The sequence below is a fragment of the Anaerocolumna chitinilytica genome (genome assembly GCF_014218355.1).
GTDB classification, from domain to species: domain Bacteria; phylum Bacillota; class Clostridia; order Lachnospirales; family Lachnospiraceae; genus Anaerocolumna; species Anaerocolumna chitinilytica.
This window is the reverse complement of sequence record NZ_AP023368.1, coordinates 5,523,024-5,542,725: the sequence shown is the minus strand read 5'-3', so window position 1 is coordinate 5,542,725 and position 19,702 is coordinate 5,523,024. Positions and strand designations below refer to the sequence as shown.

Below are 19,702 nucleotides of genomic sequence, written 5' to 3'. Positions count from 1 at the left end.
ACAGCGTTGACGACATGGAGGATTAGTATAATGCATTCAGAGAAGATAACAGGCAATATCATTGTAGGACAATCAGGCGGTCCCACTGCAGCCATCAATTCCAGCCTTGCAGGCGTTTATCAGGGAGGAAGAGAATTGGGAGCTGGAAAGGTACTTGGAATGCTTCACGGAATCCAGGGACTTTTAGAAGGGAAGCTGGTTGATCTGTCGGAAAAGATAACCTGTGATTTGGATTTGGAGCTGTTAAAGAGAACACCAGCGGCCTATCTTGGGTCCTGCCGTTACAAACTGCCGGATTATAAGAAGGATCCAAAAGATTATGATAGATTATTTGAAATATTAAAGGAACAGAACATCGCTGCTTTTTTCTATATCGGCGGCAATGATTCTATGGATACTATAAGAAAGCTTTCAGAATATGGGGAACTTAAGGGAAGCCCTATACGTTTTATCGGAATCCCCAAAACCATAGACAATGACCTTGAGATAACGGACCATACACCCGGGTATGGAAGTGCTGCGAAGTTTATAGCATCTGCCACCAAGGAGATTATCAGAGACAGTCTGGTGTACAACCAGAAGAACCTGACCATTATCGAAATTATGGGCAGGCATGCCGGCTGGCTGACAGCGGCGGCAGCTCTGGCAAAGGGAAATGACTGTGAAGGTGCGGACCGTATTTATCTTCCGGAAAAAAACTTTGATAAAGAGGTATTTTTAAAGGATATCGCAGCTTTGCAGGAACAAAAGCAATCTCTTGTGATTGCAGTTTCAGAGGGAATTCACCTGGCAGATGGTAGATTTGTCTGTGAGCTTTCCGATAAGGATTTCTATGTGGACGAGTTCGGGCACACCATGCTAACAGGTGCGGGAGCCTATCTGTCTGCCTTGGCAAAGAAGGAACTTGGCTGTAAGACGAGAGCGGTTGAGCTCAATACGTTACAAAGATGTGCATCTCACATAGCCTCTCATACAGATATTGAAGAAGCCTTTGAAGTCGGCAGAAGAGGTGTGATGGCGGCGGCAAAAGGTGTGACCGGAGAAATGGCTGTTATCAAAAGGGTTTCGGATTCTCCTTACCTTTGCACTTATGAGACTCACAATATCAAGCAGATTGCGAATATGGAGAAAAAGGTACCCATGAACTGGATTAACGAAGGGGATGACGGAATGAAGGAAGAATTTATCCGTTATGCCAGACCGTTAATTATGGGTGAGGTAATGCCGGTGATGGTTAATGGATTACCGAAACATCTGGATTATATCTGTGATTGATAAGTGGGATATAAATATCTATATTTATAAACGGAGCGAAAAGGGCAGTCTTTTTCAAAGGGACGGCAAATTACACAAAGCAGAAAGACTCTGCGATGATTTTAAATCGCATTTGCTGGTTCCAAGGCGCATTCGTTCTTTCTGCTTTGTGTAATTTGCCTGTAAATATATTGAAAGAGGGCTTTTGATGCTTAGATATAATTATAGATTAATAAACATTTGTTTATTGAACTATCATCCTCTAATGTAAATAAATAAAAACCTTCCAACAAAAAATCAGTTGGAAGGTTTATTGACGTGAACATATCTTCTCAAAGGTCACCTTTCAATTAAGATGTGCCATATATCGTCTCCAGTAAATCCACTTTTTCGATAAACAGATTCAGGATTTGTAATATTACTTCTTAGCCCGGATACTGTTACGAAATCAGCAATTCTTTGCATCTTACCAAGACATTTATTTAATAGAACACTTGCAAGGCCCTGACCTCTGTATTCCGGTAAGACTTGGAGCCATTCTATAATTCCTTCTTTTGCTGTAGAGTCATAATCTGCAATGATAGAGCCGACCATTTTATTCCCACTATAGAGGGCTAACCATAATTGCGGAACATAGACTTCAGTTTTTGTCCATTCTTCAATCTGTGATATATCAACCTCAATACCAAGATGCTTATAGGAAAGATTGATTAGCTCTGCCAGATATGGGTATTTCTCTTGAGGTATTATATCTATAGAGAACTCTGTTGCAAGTACAGTTTCATTTATATGTTCCAAAGTATGAAACAACCGAAAATAGTCTGTGTCTTCATAATCTGGAAATAAATCTTTTGAAAATACGCGGTCATGGACAATTCGCATATTTGGGGGAGGATTTATCCTCTGAGCTTTCCAATAAGGAATGGAGCTTACACCGCAAGGATTCTTAAGATACTCCTCTAAGTTCATATTTATTCACCTAGACAATAGTAACCAAGGTGTTCTTTGCCAATGACTCTTTTACATTAATAACCTTCTGATTGCTGCTGCCTCTCCAATAAAGCTTCGTATCTTTGAGCGCTTCTATAAATCTTCCATCCACTAGTATGTCCAGCTTATCCATAAGAGGAAGATATTTTACTTCATCCCAGGAAAAGCCTGTGTAAAGCCAGATATTCTTATTCGGGAATTTCAAGCTTATTTCTGTAATCAGCTTTTCTACATCCTTTCGATTCTCAGGATGCAGCGGGTCTCCGCCGGAGAAAGTAATGCCTTCTATGTAGGGCTTTCTTAATTCTGCAAAGATTTCTTCTTTTGCAGCTTCATCAAAGGGCAGTCCTCCGCAGATATCCCAGGTTACAGGATTTTGGCAGCCCTTACAGCCGTGATTGCAGCCGGCTACCCATAATACCACTCGAAGGCCGGTTCCGTTAAGCATATCGTCTTTGGTTATGTTATGATAGCGCATTACATGCTTTTCCTTTCCTTGATTTCTGCCATCTTTGCAGCATTCAGACGGGTGTCTCCCTTAACTCTTGAGTAGGAGAGATAGCCGTTCATACGGTCAATCTTGGTTAAGTTGGAGCTGCCGCATTTCGGGCATACATCCATTTCCAGCTCCTGATGTCCGCAGTCATCACAGTAAGCGAGAGAAATATTAACACCTTCATATAAGCCCATTTCCATAGAACGTCGTATCAAAGCTTTTATCGCATTGGTATTGTAGTCAATTGGGTATTTCACATACTGAATCTTACCGCCATTGGAAAGGTTCCAGAAGCGGTTCTCCAGATCCTGTTTCTGAATAGGTGTAATTTCTTCTGTTACATGGCAGTGAAAACTATTGCTGACATATTCTCTGTCGGATACATTTTCAATAAGGCCGTATTTCTTTCGAAACTGCTGTACCTGCAGTCCGCACAGACTTTCAGCGGGAGTGCCGTATATTGCATATAAGCGGTGGTCTTCGTCTTTAAACTGATTAATCTTATCATTTATATAAGCTAATACTTCAATGGCAAAGGTTCCGTCTTCTGCCAGGGATTTCTTATTGTATAACTGCTGCAGTTCGTTTAAAGCCGTAATTCCAAAGGATGCGGTAGCGGCATCCAGTAAAGGTTTTATCTTATCATGAATTCCTAAATGTCCGCCATAAAAACCACCTTCGCAGTAAGCGAGAGGATTGGTGGAGGCACGAAGCTCTCCCAGATAATCGTAGGTACGAAGGTGAAGCTTACGGATTAAGCCCAGGTAATAATCTAACACCTCATAAAAATCCTTTCCTTCCTGTCTTGCCTTTGCTAAAATCATAGGAAGATGAAGACTTACGGCACCGATATTAAAACGACCGGTAAAGACAGGAGTATCTTCTTCATTTGCGGGATACATGCCCCCTTCTTTATACCAGGGTGAAAGGAAAGCTCTGCAGCCCATGGGACTAATAATCTGTCCGTATTTTTTATACATACTGGGAACATACCCCTCCCCTGTTAGACTTAACCAGTCAGGGTACATAGTCTTACTGGAACAGCGGATACCGGCTTCAAATACCTCCTCTAACTCACAGCCTTCTCCATGAAGATTCTCATCATAAAGAAATACAATCTTGGGAAAGAGCACCGGCTTCTTGCATTCCTTTTTGCCCTGCCCTTTTCTGCGGACATCTAAAAGTGCGATGGAAGCCATTTTGGCAAAGCGCCCGGTGCCGGTTCCTGCGGTAACAGTTATAAAGGGATAATCGCCGCGGCTGGAGGCAACTGTGTTGAATTTGTATTCCCAACCCTGGAAACCTTGTTCGAAATCTATCTTTACGTCATGAAGAGCTTCTTCTTCGGCTCTTTCTGAGGGGATTCCAAGGAAAAGATATTTTTCATATAAGAGCTTGTAGGATTTTTCTGCATAAGGCTCAAGTAACAGGTCCACACTTGGAACGGTAAAGCCGCCATACTGCTGGCTTGCTGCACTAAGTACAATATCTCCGATGACGTCAAATGCTACATTCAAGGTCTTCGGCTCGTTGTACCAGAGATTCCCCATCTCGAAGCCGCCCTCCAGAACACTTTTTACATCGAACAGACAGCAGTTCATAGTATCTCTTCTTGCTGACATATCATGAATATAGATATAACCGTCTCTTGCTGCCTGTAATTCCTCAGTGGTAAGGAAGAATTTCTGGTAGAGCTCTTTATTTAATTGATTGAAGATAAGACTTCTTTTCGTAGATACCAGTGCGCTGTCGGTATTACTGTTCTCCTTGTCCCCGATATACATAATGGACTGGCTTTTTTTGTAGACTTCATCTAACATATGTACAAAATCCTGCTTGTAATTGCGGTAATCGCGGTAACTCTTGGCTACAGCCGGGTTGGTCCTCTCCAGAGCGCCTTCAACGATGTTATGCATTTCGGCTATGTATATCTCTTCCCTGTTCATGGATAGAACTTTTTCTTCAACAAATCTACAGATAAAATCATGCTCTTCCTCTGTAAATTTAATTAATGCGCGCTGTGCAGATTTGTCTACTGCCCAGATGACTTTTTGTACATTAAATTCTTCCTTTGTATTATCCTTTTTAACTACTCTAATCATTTGAATAAAAACCTTCTTTGCAGTGTATTTGTTTGGGTCGTGACCCATATTGTGTAATATTATAACACAAACACACAAGATATTGTAGTCCAAATTTAAAATTAAGAAAAATTTATCTTTGGAACTATCAATAAATAATCACGCAATGACCCATTTATACGAGTAATTATAGTGAATAAAAGGCTTGGATAATGGTATTTGAGAGAAGAAATATAAGAATCACAAAATGTTAACAGAAAGATTTTTTACTTTCCTAATGTCAGGATTTATGCTATCCTTTTATAGCAGACTGAATATATCAAAGGAGTTAATCGGAATGAATCTGCTGAATGTAGAAAAGATGAGCAAAAGCTTTACAGATAAAATACTATTTGACAAAGTCTCTCTTGGTATTAACGAAGGAGATAAAATCGGCGTTATTGGCATTAATGGTACCGGAAAATCAACCCTGCTCAAGATAATTGCCGGGTTGGAAGAGCCTGATGAAGGCGGAGTTGTCAAAGGAAAGAGCATACGGATAGAATATCTGCCTCAGATACCGGAATTTGACGAGAGTTTAAATATATTAGAAAATGTGGTCAAAGGTAAAAAAGCAAAGGAAGAATACCGGGATTTAGAAGGAGAAGCAAAAGCAATGCTTCTAAAGCTTTCCATTCCTGATGCATCAGGAAGTACGTCTACTTTATCAGGAGGGCAGAAAAAGAGAGTAGCTCTGGTAAGAACTCTGCTGACCCCAGCTGATATCCTGGTGTTGGACGAGCCTACCAACCACTTGGACGATACCATGGCAGAGTGGCTGGAAGATTATTTAAGAAAATACCAGGGAGCCTTTTTAATGGTAACCCATGACAGATACTTTCTGGACAAGGTAACCAATAAGATTGTAGAGATTGACAAAGGCTCTATCTATACCTACAATGCCAATTACACCAAGTTCTTAGAACTGAAAGCTGCCAGAGAAGATATGGAAGCTGCCACGGAACGGAAGAATAAGAGTCTGTACCGTATGGACCTGGAATGGATGATGAGAGGTGCCAGAGCTCGTTCCACAAAGCAAAAGGCTCATATCATGCGTTTTGAAGAGCTTAAGAACCGCAAAGTGATAGAAGAGGATAAGGCGGTTGAGATTAATGCGTTTTCTTCAAGACTTGGTAAAAAGACCATTGAAATTAATGACGTATCAAAGTCATATGGCGATAAGGTATTGTTCCGGGATTTCACATATATTATGTTAAGAGGAGACAGGCTAGGCATTGTTGGCCCAAATGGCAGCGGAAAATCCACATTGCTGAAAATCATAACCGGAATCCTTCAGCCGGATGAAGGCACCGTCATAACCGGAGAAACAGTAAAGATAGGCTACTTCTCTCAGGAAAACGAATATATGGATCAGAATATGAAGGTGATTGATTATATCAGAAGTGTGGCAGAATATATTGAGACAGCCGAGGGTACCGCCACAGCCTCCCAGATGCTTGAAAGATTCTTATTTACCGGAAGTTTACAGTATTCCCTTATCTCCAAGTTATCAGGGGGCGAGAGACGAAGGCTTTATCTCCTTAAGGTGCTTATGGAGGCACCGAATGTTCTGATCCTGGATGAGCCTACGAATGATCTTGACATTACCACCCTTACTATACTGGAAGATTATCTGGAGAGCTACGATGGTATTGTGCTGGCAGTGTCCCATGACAGGTATTTTCTCGACAAGATGGCAGAGAGAATCTTTGCTTTTGAACCGGGTGGTGTAATCAGGCAATATGAGGGTGGATTTTCTGATTATAAGGACAAAGTATTAGAAGAAAAGGAAGCGGAAGAGAAGATTCAGGCAGCCAGAACACCGGCTGTGAAAGGCACAGAAGCCGGAGAAGCTTATAAATCCAGGGAAAAGCAAACAAAATTAAAATTCTCCTACAAAGAGCAGCGGGAATATGATACCATTGAGGACGATATCTCTTCTTTGGAAGAACGTATTGCAGCTCTGGAAGGTGAGATTATAAAAGCATCTGCAGACTATACAAAATTGAATACACTGATGGCTGAGAAAGAGGAGCTTGAGGTGGCCTTAGAAGAAAAGATGGATCGGTGGATGTATCTAACAGAACTTGCAAAGACAATAGAGGAACAAAAAAAGTAGAATCTATTTTATTATTTATTGAAGGAGGAATTAAACATGACAAAGATTGAACTTGTAAGAGGAGAAATGGTAAAGGCTATGAAGGCAGGAGATAAGGGAAGAAAAGATGCTCTCTCTGCACTTCTTACCGCCCTCAAGAATGTAGCTATTGACAAAAGATCAGACTTAACAGAAGAGGAAGAAAACGCAGTTGTTTTAAAAGAAATGAAACAGTTAAAAGAAACGCTGGAAGCAGCTCCATCCGATAGAACGGATATTATCGATGAGTGCAACTTAAGACTTTCTGTTTTAGGCGAATTTGCACCGGTATTCTTAAGCGAAGAAGAAATTAAGCAGGAGATTCAAAATGTCCTTACGGAGCTTGGAATCACAGCTCCTACAGCGAAGGATAAGGGAAAAATCATGAAGGAATTAATGCCAAGAGTGAAGGGAAAATCAGACGGTAAGCTGGTAAACGACCTGGTTGCTGCAGTATTTGCAGAATAAATTCAGTCTTTCTTTGGTCATAAAAAGACTCCCGATGCAATATAATTGTTGTAAATAACAGTTCTAAGATTGTACCAGGTTAGGATAATCTTAAATCCTGCGATTACTCTGGCACAGGAAAAGGGAGTCTATTATGGCTGATTATAAAAGACAGGTTTCATACATTTATCTGTATGAAGAAGGAAAAAAGAAGAACAACATAGGCTATGCCAGAGTTGAGGCGAAAAACGGACAGTGTAAATATACCATACATATAACGGCTCTGGGATTAAATGAGAAACAGCTGAAGGTCTATGCATTTCGCAGAAGGAATGCAGGGATAGAGGGCATACTTCTTGGCACAGTCTTGGTAAAAAATAATACCGGTGACTTTAAGATAATTACAGATGTTTCTCATATTATGAACTCTCCCTATGGAATGAATGATATGGGGGGGATAGTACTTTTATTCTCTGAAAGAAAATTCTTTGCAACAGAATGGGACAGTAAGCCAATTACAATGGCAATGGTGGCAAATATAGACAGGAAAGAAGAAAAGAAACCCGAGAGAGCAGCAGACAGGGAAAAAGAGGAAACCAAGGGAATGAAAGCTGCCAATTTGGCTGAAGTACTCTTTGAACATGCAAAAGCTCCGAAGGAAACAGAGACTATTCCTCCTGTCAGGGAAACAGTAAGAAATGATAAATCCCTCAAAGATCTGCTAACACCTAACCTCAATATTTCTCTGGATAAAAAGCCGGAAAGTGATACCATTGAGGAAGAAAGAGTATTAGACGATTTTCTACGGGCAAAGCCTGCAGCTGAACCGGATGAGATGAAAAAGGTTGGCAGTGAACCTCAGAAGGCTGTTCCTGATACCGAAAACGTAACTGATGTTCAAAAACGGACAGATAATAACGTTAAAGAGTCAGAGAACATGATAGAGACTGAGAATAATATAACTGAGGCTTTAGATAATATTGAGATTCAAAAGAATGTAACATTCGTAGAGAATAATCAAGAAACAGCAGGTTATACAGCAGACGCAGAGAATAATCAAGAAACAGCAGGTTATACAGCAGACGCAGAGAATAATCAAGAAACAGCAGGTTATACAGCAGACGCAGAGAATAATCAAGAAACAGCAGGTTATACAGCAGACGCAGAGAATAATCAAGAGACAGCAGGTTATGCAGCAGAAGCAGAGAATAATCAAGAGACAGCAGGTTATGCAGCAGAAGCAGAGGATAATCAAGAGACAGCAGGTTATGCAGCAGAAGCAGAGGATAATCAAGAGACAGCAGGTTATGCAGCAGAAACAGAGAATAATCAAGAGACAGCAGGCTTTGTAACAGAGGCAAAGAATAATATAGCGGCAGAAGATAAGGTAACAGAGATTAACAAAGTAGAAAGAATTGAAGAAGTTGAGCCGCCGGAAGAGCTTGAGAGCACACTGGAATCAGAAAAAGAAGCAACGCCGGATTTAAGGGCAACGCCAGTCTTTGAAGACCATCCCCTGGCAAAACAGATTTATCATAATTTTCCGAAGATGTATCCTTTTGAAGACAATGAGATAGCCTGGTGTGCCAGAATTGAACCCAAGGATATCGGAATGCTTCCTATGGAATTATGGGGCCTTGGGAATAATAGTTTTCTTCTTCATGGGTATTACAGCTACCGGCATCTGATTTTTGCAAGAGTAAATGATAAGACCGGTCAGAATTATATTCTTGGAGTGCCCGGAATTTATCATAACAGGGAAAAATTCATGGCGAAAATGTTTGGTTTTGAGAATTTTAAATGTGCTAAGAAAAAACCCCAGAGAACCGGAGAATTCGGTTATTGGTATATACCTGTGCTACTTAACCGTCAGGGATAATAAATAAGCTGCCATAACAGCCTGCAAGCTGTATGGCAGCTTTTATTATGTAGGTTACACTACAATTTCATTGATAAAAGCAAACCGTACATGATCCTCCCATTTGTGATTGATCTTTATACTGGATACAGCAAGGCCCTCATATTGAAAGCCCAGTTTCTGAACCAGATGAATGGAGCGTAGGTTCGAGGGCATAATATTTGCTTCAATCCGGTGGATTTCATAATCGGAAAAGAGAGTTTTCATGGAGTCTCTTATGGCTTCAATTGCATAGCCTTGGCCTAAGAAACGATGGTCGAACTTATAGCCTAGCTGGCAGGTAAAATAGGAGCCTTTTACAATGTTATAAAAATTTACAGAGCCTATAATAGTATTAGGGTTATTTTTTAAAAACACCCAATAGCGGAGAAGCTTGGACTGCTGCATTAGATTATATTCAATTGATAAGGATAGCCGCTGGTAAGAGGGGGTGTAGAAATTAATGTCTCTTTCCGGTTCCCAGGGCTCGAAATGTTCTTTGTTTTGTGCATAAAAGCTCAAAACTTTATCTGCTTCATTAGGGTGAAGGACTCTAAGCTGTAACCTGTCAGTCTGAATGCTCATCTGCATATGAATTCTCCTATGCCAGTTAAATTGTAAAATCCGATAGATACAAAAATCTGTGCCTGCTATATAAAACAGTGGTAAAATGCGGTAGACTAATCAACGCCCCTAACTTCGACCTTTGAGACATAGGGAAGGAGGAGCCTGCGAATTTCGTCAAGTTCATCCTTTGTATAACTGTGAAAACCAGGAGATATTACATCCTCAGATTCTTTGTAGGACTGAAGATAATATGCTCTGGCACCTTTAAGCCATTCTCCGATTGCTATAAAATCCGAAGGAATATGAAATTCCTTGGTTATTGTTGTCCGAAACTCGTAATCAATATTGCCGTTAAGCAAGAGCTGAATACTTTCTGAGATATTTTTTAAAGAGAAGTTCTTCTTTCCGATGGTATCAGAATACTTTTCAGGGCTGTTTTTAATATCCATTGCAACATAATCGAGCAGTCCCTCTGATATCAATTGTTTTAACAGGATAGGGTTACTGCCGTTAGTATCCAGCTTAATAAGATAACCCATATCCTTGATTTCTTTTATAAAGTCAGCAAGGCCAGGCTCTAGCGTAGGTTCACCGCCTGTAATGCATACACCTTCCAAGATTTCTTTTCGCTTCCTTAATGTTGCAAGTACTTCTTCTTTTGGAATGGCAGGAAGACTGTCCGGGTATAGTACCAGGGAAGCATTGTGGCAGAAGGGACATAGGAAGTTACAGCCGCCAAAAAAAATTGTTGCGGCCAGATGCCCAGGGTAATCTAATAATGTAGTTTTTTGAAAGCCGTGTATTCTCATATAAACACCTGTATGCACTTTATGGATGCCAAATTCTTTCGTAGATTAGTTGAGTTGTTTTTGACAGTAGTATCAACGCTACTGTATGCTTTAGGAAAATTCTTATATTATATATATGTTTTGCAGTCTGACAATATGAAAGTAATTACTTGCCCGGAAAGTGTACTCGTAGTATATTAATAATAGCAAATATCCACGGATTCGTCCAGTGGCTAGGAAGGATATGACAATTATATATGGATATGAAATATATGAAGGAAGCCCTAAAGGAAGCAAAAAAGGCAGCCAAGATCGGAGAAGTGCCAATAGGCTGTGTAATCGTTTTTAAGGATAAAATTATCGGAAGAGGTTATAATAGAAGAAACACAAAAAAAACCACATTGGCTCATGCAGAGATTACAGCCATACAAAAGGCCAGTAAAGCAATGGGAGACTGGCGCTTGGAGGACTGTACCCTCTATGTGACACTTGAACCCTGTCAAATGTGCTCAGGTGCAATTGTACAGGCGAGAATAAAAGAAGTGATTGTAGGGGCAATGAACCCCAAAGCCGGGTGCGCCGGCTCTATCCTTAATATCCTCCAGATGGAAGAATTTAACCATCAAGTGGAATTAACCACAGGTGTAATGGAAGAGGAATGTAAAAAAGTTCTGCAGGATTTCTTTGTTGATCTTAGAATCCGCAATAAAAAAGAAAAAGAAGAAAGCAAAGAAAAATTGCTGCAAACCGGCAATTCTTCACAGCTTGACACCGCAAAGGATGCTACTTGACTTTGCATTAAAAATAAAGTATACTGAACAGGCAAGATTCGAGAAAAAAGAATTCTGCCTTCGATTTACAACTTAACCATGTTATAAAATTTCCGTGCAGCCGGGGAGATAGCGGTGCCCTGTACCTGCAATCCGCTACAGCAGGGGTGATGTCTTGCCCAGGGTGATATACTGTAGGGCAGCCCCTTATAAGTGATGTTGACGTTTGGGTCTTACGCAACAGGAATTCGTGAACCGTGTCAGGTCAGGAATGAAGCAGCACTAAGCGAAAACTCTTGTGTGCCGTGAGGGTGCCTGAACCGAGTTAACTGTAAGGGTAACGCTTATGGTATACATTCAAAGCAAGACGCACGGATTAAAATATATATAGATTATACCATTATGTAAGGATGTCGTCACAGTATATGTGAGCGGCATTTTTTATTTCTTCTTTTTTTAACAGAATATATTTAGCTTATTGGTCCTTTTTTACTATACCCGTAACAGACAAATATGCAAAATTCATCTTTCGGATTGTCATATTATAGATTATAATGGGATTATACTCAAAAGATAGATGAGGTGGGATATGGGAATAATAATTAATCACAATGCAGTAAATCAAGTAGATAAGAATACAACAATCTATCTGGAAGGAGAACAGATAAAGGGAGTATCAATTATCCTTAAGGGCAGGGTGCTTGCCAAAAGCAAAGGAAGCCGGGTGCTTCTTGGAACTGGTAATTTTATCGGGATTAGTGATTTAGCCTTTGGTAATTATCATTGCACCTATGAAGCCTTTGATGAAGTCTTGTTTTATAGCTTTCCGGTAAAGAACACGGAAGAGATAACAGATATCTTTAATATAAATAAGGACTATAAAGGATTAATGTCAGCCTCTTTATCACGGTATGTGTCTGAGATAGAAAAGATATATACAAAGCTTCATAATGCGGCAGAGGATGTCTATAATTTTTCTGATAAATATCACAAGAAATATATAGAAATCGGAAATAAGCTGGGATATTCCGTTACCCCGGTAACAGTATTAACGGAACTGGAACCATATATTGAAGAGTCTATTTTAGACGACAGAAAGCTGGAATACTATAAGGAATGCGCTAAAATATCAGTGGATCACTGGAAAGCCTTCTGCTCCTACGGGGAGATTGTAACGTTATATACCCTGGAAGATACCCAGGAATTAATCAGCCTTATGCTGACAGAATGCGGCAGGATGGCAGATTATCTTGAGAAGCTTATACTTGGACTTATTAACAGTTCGGATAATTGCCTCTATAAGGGGTATGCTTCCCTTGCAATCAGCATTGAAGAAACCGGCGGAGATAACAGAGAGTTAATCCGGGTGGTGGATGCCATCATTGAACATATTAATAATCTGGAGAATATTTTTGAAGAAAAGCTTGGGAAAAAGTGCAGTGTTGACAGAGCTCGCATGCAAGAGATTTATTACATGCTGATATCCAAGACCTCCAATCGTAAAGAACAGGTTGATAATAACTTCCAATATACAGAAAACGAAGCAAAAGAAGTAACATCCGTACTGGAAGGAAGTTTTCAGCAGATATGCAATTATGCCATGTATGATTTGGAAAAAACAGAGGATATGGCACAGGGACTGCTGGACTTTATTAATTTGAGGGATAAATTTTCAACAGACGATAGAATCAGGGTGCTTCGCAGAAGGCTTACCCAGCATTTCTATGAAATATATGAATTGGTATTTTTAAAAGCCTGCAAGGACAGTAATGTTCCGAAGGTAATTGATCTTTTCTTGAAATACGGTTTTCTGGATGAGCGCCTTCTAACGACAGATCAGCTGAGGGAATTGTATTTCCTGGATGATGAACTGCTTAAGCAGACCGGTTTATGTAAGGTTTATGATATTAAATCCTGGCTGCTTTGTGTATATAATGGCGAGAAGGAACCATCTAAGAACGAATTCGATCAGGAATATCCGGACTGGCTTCGGAATAACCGTAAAAGAGGGGAGATTACGGAAGAGGGAGAGAAAGATGCCCTCGTCAATCCTGTACTTCGAGTAAAATATGAGATGCAGAATATGTTCCGTTATAACAGCAAGGTAGTAAACGGTCAATTCAGCACTTTTGTACCCTTTTTATGGGGAGAGAGTATTGTAAAAGGTTTTCAGAATATGTTATTAACGCCTAAGCGCGTTAATGACACAATCCAAAGCCTGCTTGAAATTGACTATTCTGTCTTCCACCGTGAGATAATGTATGTAAATCAGCAAAAGGGAATTGCAAAAGAATATGTAATGCAGCCGGTATATCCGGATATCATTCTTATGCCGGTAATGGGCTTTCACGGAGTAATGTGGCAGGAAATTACTGGGAAGAAGAAGAGCAGGGAAGGACGTTTTATATTTCCGATCTTTGTGGATGCCAACTTCAATGACATGATGATTAAAGTACTTGGCAAGTTCCGCTGGGAACTTTGCAGAAGCATACAGGGAAATGCCTGGAATAATATTAAGGAGAAATCTCTGACTTCGGAGTATGCCGATTACATTCAGTTTTACCGTAAGAACCGAGAGATTTCCGAAGAGATGCGTGAGAAAATCAAAGCGCAGATACAAAAAGGTAAAAACAATTACAGGGAAATCTTTGTAATTGATTACGAAGGATGGATGAAGAGCGAGTCTACCGGAGCTGTCAGGCTCAACCGCTTTGCCCGAGAGATTGTTGCTACTTATTGTCCTTTTAAAAAGGAAATCCGTGAACGGTTAAAGGGAATGCCTTTATTTTCAGAAGCCATGGAGCGGTTCTCAAGGAATACCATAAAGAAAATTAAGGACATCGAATTAAGGTACCGGGTCATTGAAAAAGAAGGCGGAGAACTCACACAGGAACTGAAAGATACCTTGAGTTTTTATAAGGACTTATAAGAGGGCTTAAGCTTATATTCTCATAGTACTCATTGATAAATAATAATTAAGATTCGTTTAACAAAAAGGCTGCTGTAGCATTACAGGGCCTTTTTTGCGTGCCTGATATCAATAGCTCCTGACAGTCGGAAAGATTACTAAAAGGGTTTTCCGGAAAAATAGTTACATGTATTTACCATTTGATTTGCGATTGAAAGAGCCGGGAAAGAACTTGTATAAATACAGTGAAAATGGTAAGATAGATGAAATAAAGCAAATATTTGCAATATTGGTGACGAAAAGGAGGCTGCTATGGAACGATATGATAATATAGTAAAGATAGAAGAAATCCGTAAGTTAACAGATGAAGGGCAATACCAGAGAGCTGTCCGAATCCTTGACACCATGGATTTGCACAGGATAAAATCGCTGACGGATTTAAGTATACTTGCAGATGTGCTGACAGAAAATGAACGATTTGACGAAGCGATGGAGCTTCTTAACCGTATATATGATAAATCCAAAACCAGACGTGTTATTTACCAGATGGTAGAACTGGCGATTAAGCAGAAAGATGTGGAACAGGCAGAGGAATACCTGCTTCGGTATCAGAAAGCTGCGCCTCATGATTCTTACCGTTTTATTTTTCGATACTATATTGATAAACTGAAAGGAGAACCAGCAGATACTCTTATTGATTCACTGGAACAACTAAAAGAATTCGAATATATTGAAGTTTGGGCATATGAACTTGCAAAACTCTATCACAAAGCAGGAATGAAAGATAAATGTATCCGTGAATGTTCCGATATCATACTCTGGTTCGGTGAGGGCATCTATGTAGATAAGGCAAAGCTTCTAAAAGCTTATTATGTTGGTGAGATTGACCCGGTGCACATCCTGAAGGCAAAAGATAGAAACGAGACAATCCAGAGGCTGGGACTTGATAAGACAAAGGACTATCGAAACATCAGAGAGCAGATAAATGAATATTTGTCAGGGACGGAAGAGGAAAGGGCAGAATCCCTTGAGGGAACTGGAGAGGAAACGAAGACAGTACCAGAAAGGCATACACAGCAAAGAGGAAATGCGATAACAGAATCCAAGATACCGGAAGCTGTAACCGCAGATTTCAGGAGCACAGATTCTAAAATGGCAGAACCAGAAGAAACAGCAGGGAATGACCATGTGGAATATAACCATGCTTTTTTTTATGAAAACGGAAAAGTCCGGGAAATGGCAGCAATAAATAAAGCATTAGAAACAACAGAAAAAGAAGAAACCGAAGAAGATGGAGAAGCAGCAGAAAAGGGAGTAACCGTAGGAAAGGTAAAAATAGCAGAAACGGAAGTAACTGAAGGAAAATCAGCAACAGAAGGAATGGCAGAATTAGCAGAAACCGAAGAAACAGCAGAATCGGAAGATAAGGCAGAAACTAAAGAAAATGAAGTAAAAGAAGTTATAAAAGAAATAGAAGCAAGAGAAGAGATAGAAGCAAAAGAAAAAATAGAAACAAGAAAAGAAACAGAAGCAAGAGAAATAACAGAAGAAATAGCAGAAACGGAAGAAACAAAAGAAACAGAAATAAATGAAGAGGCAGCAGAAGAGAGTATATTCACCTTGTTTGAAAAAGCATCCTTTGATTATCAGAAAGAACTGGGCGGATTTCTATTATCAGAAAAAGTTAAAACACAATTCCGTCGTAGTCTGGAAGGAATACTTTCAGATTCTTCTAACAGCAGATTTTTGTGCATTATCGGAGAAAAGCAGAGCGGTAAGACCTCTCTGGCTTTAAAGATCTGCAAAGGCTTATTTTATCTGAACTGGATTAAGTCTGATAGAATTGCAAAGATTTCCGGTGAGAATCTAAATAAAGTGGACATACGAAAACAGAAAGAGAAACTGAATGGCTGCTCCCTTATCATAGAGAACCCGGGTGAGATTCAGGCAGAGGCAGCGAAAGGTTTATATTCTTTTTTCAGAGGCATGGGAGATAACATCTTCGCTATTCTGGAAGGAAGCCAAGAGGAGATTAGTCGCTTTTTAGAAGAATATCCTTTGTTAAAAGAGTATTTTGCTTATGAAATTTGTCTTACTACATATACTTTAAAGCAACTGGTACTCTTTGCCGTAGGATACCTGGAAAACAATAATTATATATTAAAAAGTGAAGCAAAAGAGGCCATTACCAATGCAATAGAGTCAGCAACCACAGGAAACGACCCAGATGCCTATGGGAAAGCGATGAAACTCGCAGTTAGAGCAAAAAAAGCTGCAGGAGAAAGATACAAGGCACTGTTAGGGGACATACTAAGCAGCGGAAAACTCACAGAAGAAGACCTGTTATATATTACCAAGGAGGATATAATAGCTGCCGAGAAATAATAGTGTAAGGAATTGAAAAGATAATAGGATATAAAAAATATAAATTGGGAAATGTGACGGAGGAATTATAGTAGGATGGGAAACCAGATATTTGTAATCGGGCATGTCAATCCGGATACGGACTCTATCTGTTCAGCAATTGCATATGCACACCTGAAGCAAAAGCTGACGGGAGAAGATTACGTAGCAAAGAGGGCAGGGCATATCAACTCTGAAACGAAATTTGTACTAGAAGCCTTTAAGGTCAGTGCGCCAAGTTACCTGCCGGATGTCCGTACACAGGTGAAGGATATTGAAGTCCGCAGAACAAAAGGCGTGAAGAATGGGATATCCTTAAAGGAAGCCTGGTCCTATATGAGAGAGAGTAATGTGGTTACACTTCCAATTGTAGACGGAGAAGATCACCTGGAAGGGCTTATTACTGTAGGGGATATTACAAAATCCTATATGGATGTATACGATAACCGGATACTTACAAAAGCTGCAACACCTTGCAGAAACCTGGTAGAAACCCTGGAAGGGGAGCTGATTGTAGGTACAGGAGAGGAAACTTTTCATAACGGAAAGGTTTTAATAGCCGCAGCCAATCCGGATCTAATGGAAAACTATATTGAAAAAGATGATGTGGTGATTCTGGGAAACCGCTATGAATCCCAGCTCTGTGCAATCGAGATGAATGCGGGTTGTATTATTGTTTGTGATGGCGCCAGTGTTTCCAAGACGATTACAAAGATGGCTCAGAATAATAATTGTATTATTATTAAAACTCCTTATGATACCTTTACTGCAGCCAGATTGATTAACCAGAGTATACCAATCCGCTTTTTTATGACAGATAAAGATATTCTGTATTTTACAAAGGAAGATTATATCGAGGATATAAAGGGAATTATGGCTCAGAAGAGGCACCGGGACTTTCCTATCTTGGATAAAGACGGTCACTACTATGGGATGATCTCCAGGCGTAACCTTTTGGGAGCCAGAAGAAAGAAGCTTATTCTGGTGGATCATAATGAGAAGTCTCAGGCAGTTGACGGCCTGGAAGACGCAGAAATACTGGAAATTATTGACCATCACAGGCTTGGCAGTCTTGAAACGATCAATCCGGTATTTTTCAGAAATCAGCCCCTTGGCTGCACGGCTACGATTATTTATCAGATGTATCAGGAACATCAGATTGAGATAGAACCTCAGATAGCAGGACTATTATGTTCCGCCATACTTTCAGATACCTTGGTATATCGTTCTCCCACCTGTACGGAGATGGATAAACAGGCAGCTGAAAACCTGGCAGTGATTGCGGGAATAAAGACAGAAGAGTATGCAACAAGAATGTTCGCTGCGGGCAGTGATTTGACCAACAAGAGTCCGGAAGAGATTTTTTATCAGGATTTTAAGAAATTTACCGCCGGAGATATTACCTTTGGCGTGGGGCAGATAAGCTCTATGAGCAGGGAAGAGCTGGATAAAATAAAGGAGTCTCTGGTTCCTTATATGCAAAAAGCTTACCATGAACACGGTGTTGAGATGCTATTCTTTATGCTGACCAGTATTATGGATGGCTCGACTGAGTTTTTGTACCAGGGAGCAGGGGCCAAGGAGCTGCTAATCAATACCTTTCATTTTAATAAGAATGATAAAGCATTTCACCTTGAGAATGTGGTATCAAGAAAGAAACAGGTTATTCCTGCACTGATGCTGGCTTTACAGGAGAACTAATTCTGGTAAAGCCAGTTTAAGCAATTTTTATCAGTCTTGAATTTTAAACTGAAGGGTAACAGGAGTCTTAAGATTCTTGCCGCCCTTTGATTTTACGTTTCTTGTTATGGTTAATATATAGGATTCATTTTGGGAATAAGGCTCTAAGGGCTCTATCTCTATGTATTTATTAATAGTGTCATAACGGATATAAGTCTTTAAAGGCAATTGATTGAGAGTAGTTACGTAAAGATTTCTATTATTAACAGTAGCAGGATCAAGAGGAGCAGTAAACTTAACACGCCAGACAAATTTGCCGGTGCGGAATTTAAGGGATTGCTTTACCTTATCCTGAACATTCTGTGTTACGGATTCTATTAAGATTATATTGTCAGCCATTTTCATGCCTCCTTAACAATATTGTATGGTTAGCGGTATGTGCGTTATTTACTTTTAAGTAAAATATAGTTTCATAAAATTATTATACAATAGAATGTATAAAAATGATAGTGTCGAAATTCGAGGAATAAGAGAAGAAGTAAGAGGAAAAGGAAGTCTCCTCACCCAGATTTTGTACGCGTGCTATAGCACGCAGATGGGAGTTAAATATGAACAAGGAATTTTGGAAACCCGGGAATATGCTCTATCCCCTGCCTGCTGTTATGGTAGGCTGCAAAGGAAGAGACGGGAAGAATAATATAATTACAGTAGCCTGGACGGGAACGGTTTGTACGAATCCGGCTATGGTATATATTTCCCTTAGAAAAATAAGGCATTCCTATGGTATTATAAAAGATAGTGGTGAATTTACCATAAATCTGACAAACGAAAGTCTGGTACGGGCGGCTGATTACTGCGGTGTCAAATCCGGTAAGGATGTAGACAAGTTCAAGGAGATGAAATTAACTCCTGTAAAAGGGGTGTATGTGGACGCTCCCTGTATTGGAGAAGCTCCGGTTAATATTGAATGCAAATTAAAGGAGATTATTCCCCTTGGCTCCCATGATATGTTTTTGGCGGAAGTGCTGGGAGTTCATGCAGACAGCAGGTATATGAATGAAAAAGGTAAATTTGACTTAAACCAGGCTAAACCTGTGGTGTATTCCCATGGAGAATACTACGGTCTTGGTGAGCTTATGGGAACCTTTGGATATAGTGTAAAAAAATAAGCAGGATGAAATCCTGCCATTCGGGAAAAAATAAAAAATGCTTGGCTAGGAGTAATAAAGATGTTATAATCACTAC

General features: G+C 39.9%; 15 protein-coding genes and 1 other RNA gene. 10 read left to right on the top strand and 6 right to left on the bottom strand.

All coding sequences use genetic code 11. The features are described from left to right. Positions 1–30 precede the first annotated feature (30 nt). Complete coding sequence (locus tag bsdcttw_RS24495) at positions 31–1,275, top strand: 6-phosphofructokinase (RefSeq protein WP_185257369.1); 1,245 nt, start codon at positions 31–33, stop codon at positions 1,273–1,275. A gap of 318 nt (positions 1,276–1,593) precedes the next feature. Here the strand turns inward: bsdcttw_RS24495 and bsdcttw_RS24490 are convergent, their stop codons facing one another. Genes bsdcttw_RS24490 through nrdD form a run of 3 tightly spaced genes read right to left on the bottom strand, consistent with a single transcriptional unit; the run spans position 1,594 to position 4,842 of the window. Continuing rightward, on the bottom strand, positions 1,594–2,223 hold the full coding sequence (locus bsdcttw_RS24490; RefSeq protein WP_185257368.1) for a GNAT family N-acetyltransferase: 630 nt from the start codon (positions 2,221–2,223) through the stop codon (positions 1,594–1,596). 10 nt (positions 2,224–2,233) lie between these two features. Further along, a complete protein-coding gene (gene nrdG, locus bsdcttw_RS24485) occupies positions 2,234–2,722 on the bottom strand; it encodes an anaerobic ribonucleoside-triphosphate reductase activating protein (RefSeq protein WP_185257367.1) in 489 nt (162 codons plus the stop codon). After that, complete coding sequence (gene nrdD / locus bsdcttw_RS24480; RefSeq protein WP_185257366.1) at positions 2,722–4,842, bottom strand: anaerobic ribonucleoside-triphosphate reductase; 2,121 nt, start codon at positions 4,840–4,842, stop codon at positions 2,722–2,724. Before nrdD ends, nrdG begins: the two co-directional genes overlap by 1 nt. Before the next feature lie 316 nt (positions 4,843–5,158). Between nrdD and bsdcttw_RS24475 the strand changes: the two genes are divergently transcribed. The 3 genes from bsdcttw_RS24475 to bsdcttw_RS24465 all read left to right on the top strand — a co-directional run bounded on the left by bsdcttw_RS24475 (position 5,159) and on the right by bsdcttw_RS24465 (position 9,323). Then, positions 5,159–6,979: an ABC-F family ATP-binding cassette domain-containing protein gene (locus bsdcttw_RS24475; RefSeq protein WP_185259950.1), complete on the top strand. Its 1,821-nt coding sequence runs from the start codon at positions 5,159–5,161 to the stop codon at positions 6,977–6,979. A gap of 36 nt (positions 6,980–7,015) precedes the next feature. Beyond that, positions 7,016–7,465: a GatB/YqeY domain-containing protein gene (locus bsdcttw_RS24470; protein WP_185257365.1), complete on the top strand. Its 450-nt coding sequence runs from the start codon at positions 7,016–7,018 to the stop codon at positions 7,463–7,465. Positions 7,466–7,598: 133 nt separating this feature from the next. Then, entirely contained in the window at positions 7,599–9,323 is a 1,725-nt protein-coding gene (locus bsdcttw_RS24465) for a DUF6128 domain-containing protein (RefSeq protein WP_185257364.1), read from the top strand. 54 nt (positions 9,324–9,377) lie between these two features. Here the strand turns inward: bsdcttw_RS24465 and bsdcttw_RS24460 are convergent, their stop codons facing one another. Further along, positions 9,378–9,932: a GNAT family N-acetyltransferase gene (locus bsdcttw_RS24460; protein ID WP_185257363.1), complete on the bottom strand. Its 555-nt coding sequence runs from the start codon at positions 9,930–9,932 to the stop codon at positions 9,378–9,380. Positions 9,933–10,021: 89 nt separating this feature from the next. Then, positions 10,022–10,717, bottom strand: a complete 696-nt coding sequence (locus bsdcttw_RS24455) for an anaerobic ribonucleoside-triphosphate reductase activating protein (RefSeq protein WP_185257362.1) — start codon at positions 10,715–10,717, stop codon at positions 10,022–10,024. A gap of 236 nt (positions 10,718–10,953) precedes the next feature. Between bsdcttw_RS24455 and tadA the strand changes: the two genes are divergently transcribed. From tadA to bsdcttw_RS24430, 5 genes are all read left to right on the top strand, one after another. After that, on the top strand, positions 10,954–11,487 hold the full coding sequence (tadA, locus tag bsdcttw_RS24450) for a tRNA adenosine(34) deaminase TadA (protein WP_185257361.1): 534 nt from the start codon (positions 10,954–10,956) through the stop codon (positions 11,485–11,487). Positions 11,488–11,579: 92 nt separating this feature from the next. Then, positions 11,580–11,841: signal recognition particle sRNA large type (gene ffs, locus bsdcttw_RS24445), an RNA gene on the top strand. A gap of 214 nt (positions 11,842–12,055) precedes the next feature. Continuing rightward, a complete protein-coding gene (locus tag bsdcttw_RS24440; protein ID WP_185257360.1) occupies positions 12,056–14,395 on the top strand; it encodes a Crp/Fnr family transcriptional regulator in 2,340 nt (779 codons plus the stop codon). Between the two features lie 291 nt (positions 14,396–14,686). Continuing rightward, complete coding sequence (locus bsdcttw_RS24435; RefSeq protein ID WP_185257359.1) at positions 14,687–16,759, top strand: tetratricopeptide repeat protein; 2,073 nt, start codon at positions 14,687–14,689, stop codon at positions 16,757–16,759. A gap of 75 nt (positions 16,760–16,834) precedes the next feature. Further along, entirely contained in the window at positions 16,835–18,478 is a 1,644-nt protein-coding gene (locus bsdcttw_RS24430; protein WP_185257358.1) for a putative manganese-dependent inorganic diphosphatase, read from the top strand. A gap of 30 nt (positions 18,479–18,508) precedes the next feature. Here the strand turns inward: bsdcttw_RS24430 and bsdcttw_RS24425 are convergent, their stop codons facing one another. Further along, entirely contained in the window at positions 18,509–18,856 is a 348-nt protein-coding gene (locus bsdcttw_RS24425) for an Ig-like domain-containing protein (protein WP_185257357.1), read from the bottom strand. 209 nt (positions 18,857–19,065) lie between these two features. Here bsdcttw_RS24425 and bsdcttw_RS24420 point away from each other — a divergent pair, with 209 nt between their 5' ends. Further along, positions 19,066–19,626 carry a flavin reductase family protein gene (locus bsdcttw_RS24420; RefSeq protein ID WP_185257356.1) on the top strand — a complete coding sequence of 187 codons (561 nt, stop codon included), beginning with the start codon at positions 19,066–19,068 and terminating at the stop codon, positions 19,624–19,626. The last annotated feature ends 76 nt before the right edge of the window (positions 19,627–19,702 follow it).

Coding starts and splice junctions, on each gene's coding strand:
- bsdcttw_RS24495 (WP_185257369.1), top strand. CDS start 31: ATGCATTCAGAGAAGATAACAGGCAATATCATTGTAGGACAATCAGGC.
- bsdcttw_RS24490 (WP_185257368.1), bottom strand. CDS start 2,223: ATGAACTTAGAGGAGTATCTTAAGAATCCTTGCGGTGTAAGCTCCATT.
- nrdG (WP_185257367.1), bottom strand. CDS start 2,722: ATGCGCTATCATAACATAACCAAAGACGATATGCTTAACGGAACCGGC.
- nrdD (WP_185257366.1), bottom strand. CDS start 4,842: ATGATTAGAGTAGTTAAAAAGGATAATACAAAGGAAGAATTTAATGTA.
- bsdcttw_RS24475 (WP_185259950.1), top strand. CDS start 5,159: ATGAATCTGCTGAATGTAGAAAAGATGAGCAAAAGCTTTACAGATAAA.
- bsdcttw_RS24470 (WP_185257365.1), top strand. CDS start 7,016: ATGACAAAGATTGAACTTGTAAGAGGAGAAATGGTAAAGGCTATGAAG.
- bsdcttw_RS24465 (WP_185257364.1), top strand. CDS start 7,599: ATGGCTGATTATAAAAGACAGGTTTCATACATTTATCTGTATGAAGAA.
- bsdcttw_RS24460 (WP_185257363.1), bottom strand. CDS start 9,932: ATGCAGATGAGCATTCAGACTGACAGGTTACAGCTTAGAGTCCTTCAC.
- bsdcttw_RS24455 (WP_185257362.1), bottom strand. CDS start 10,717: ATGAGAATACACGGCTTTCAAAAAACTACATTATTAGATTACCCTGGG.
- tadA (WP_185257361.1), top strand. CDS start 10,954: ATGGATATGAAATATATGAAGGAAGCCCTAAAGGAAGCAAAAAAGGCA.
- bsdcttw_RS24440 (WP_185257360.1), top strand. CDS start 12,056: ATGGGAATAATAATTAATCACAATGCAGTAAATCAAGTAGATAAGAAT.
- bsdcttw_RS24435 (WP_185257359.1), top strand. CDS start 14,687: ATGGAACGATATGATAATATAGTAAAGATAGAAGAAATCCGTAAGTTA.
- bsdcttw_RS24430 (WP_185257358.1), top strand. CDS start 16,835: ATGGGAAACCAGATATTTGTAATCGGGCATGTCAATCCGGATACGGAC.
- bsdcttw_RS24425 (WP_185257357.1), bottom strand. CDS start 18,856: ATGGCTGACAATATAATCTTAATAGAATCCGTAACACAGAATGTTCAG.
- bsdcttw_RS24420 (WP_185257356.1), top strand. CDS start 19,066: ATGAACAAGGAATTTTGGAAACCCGGGAATATGCTCTATCCCCTGCCT.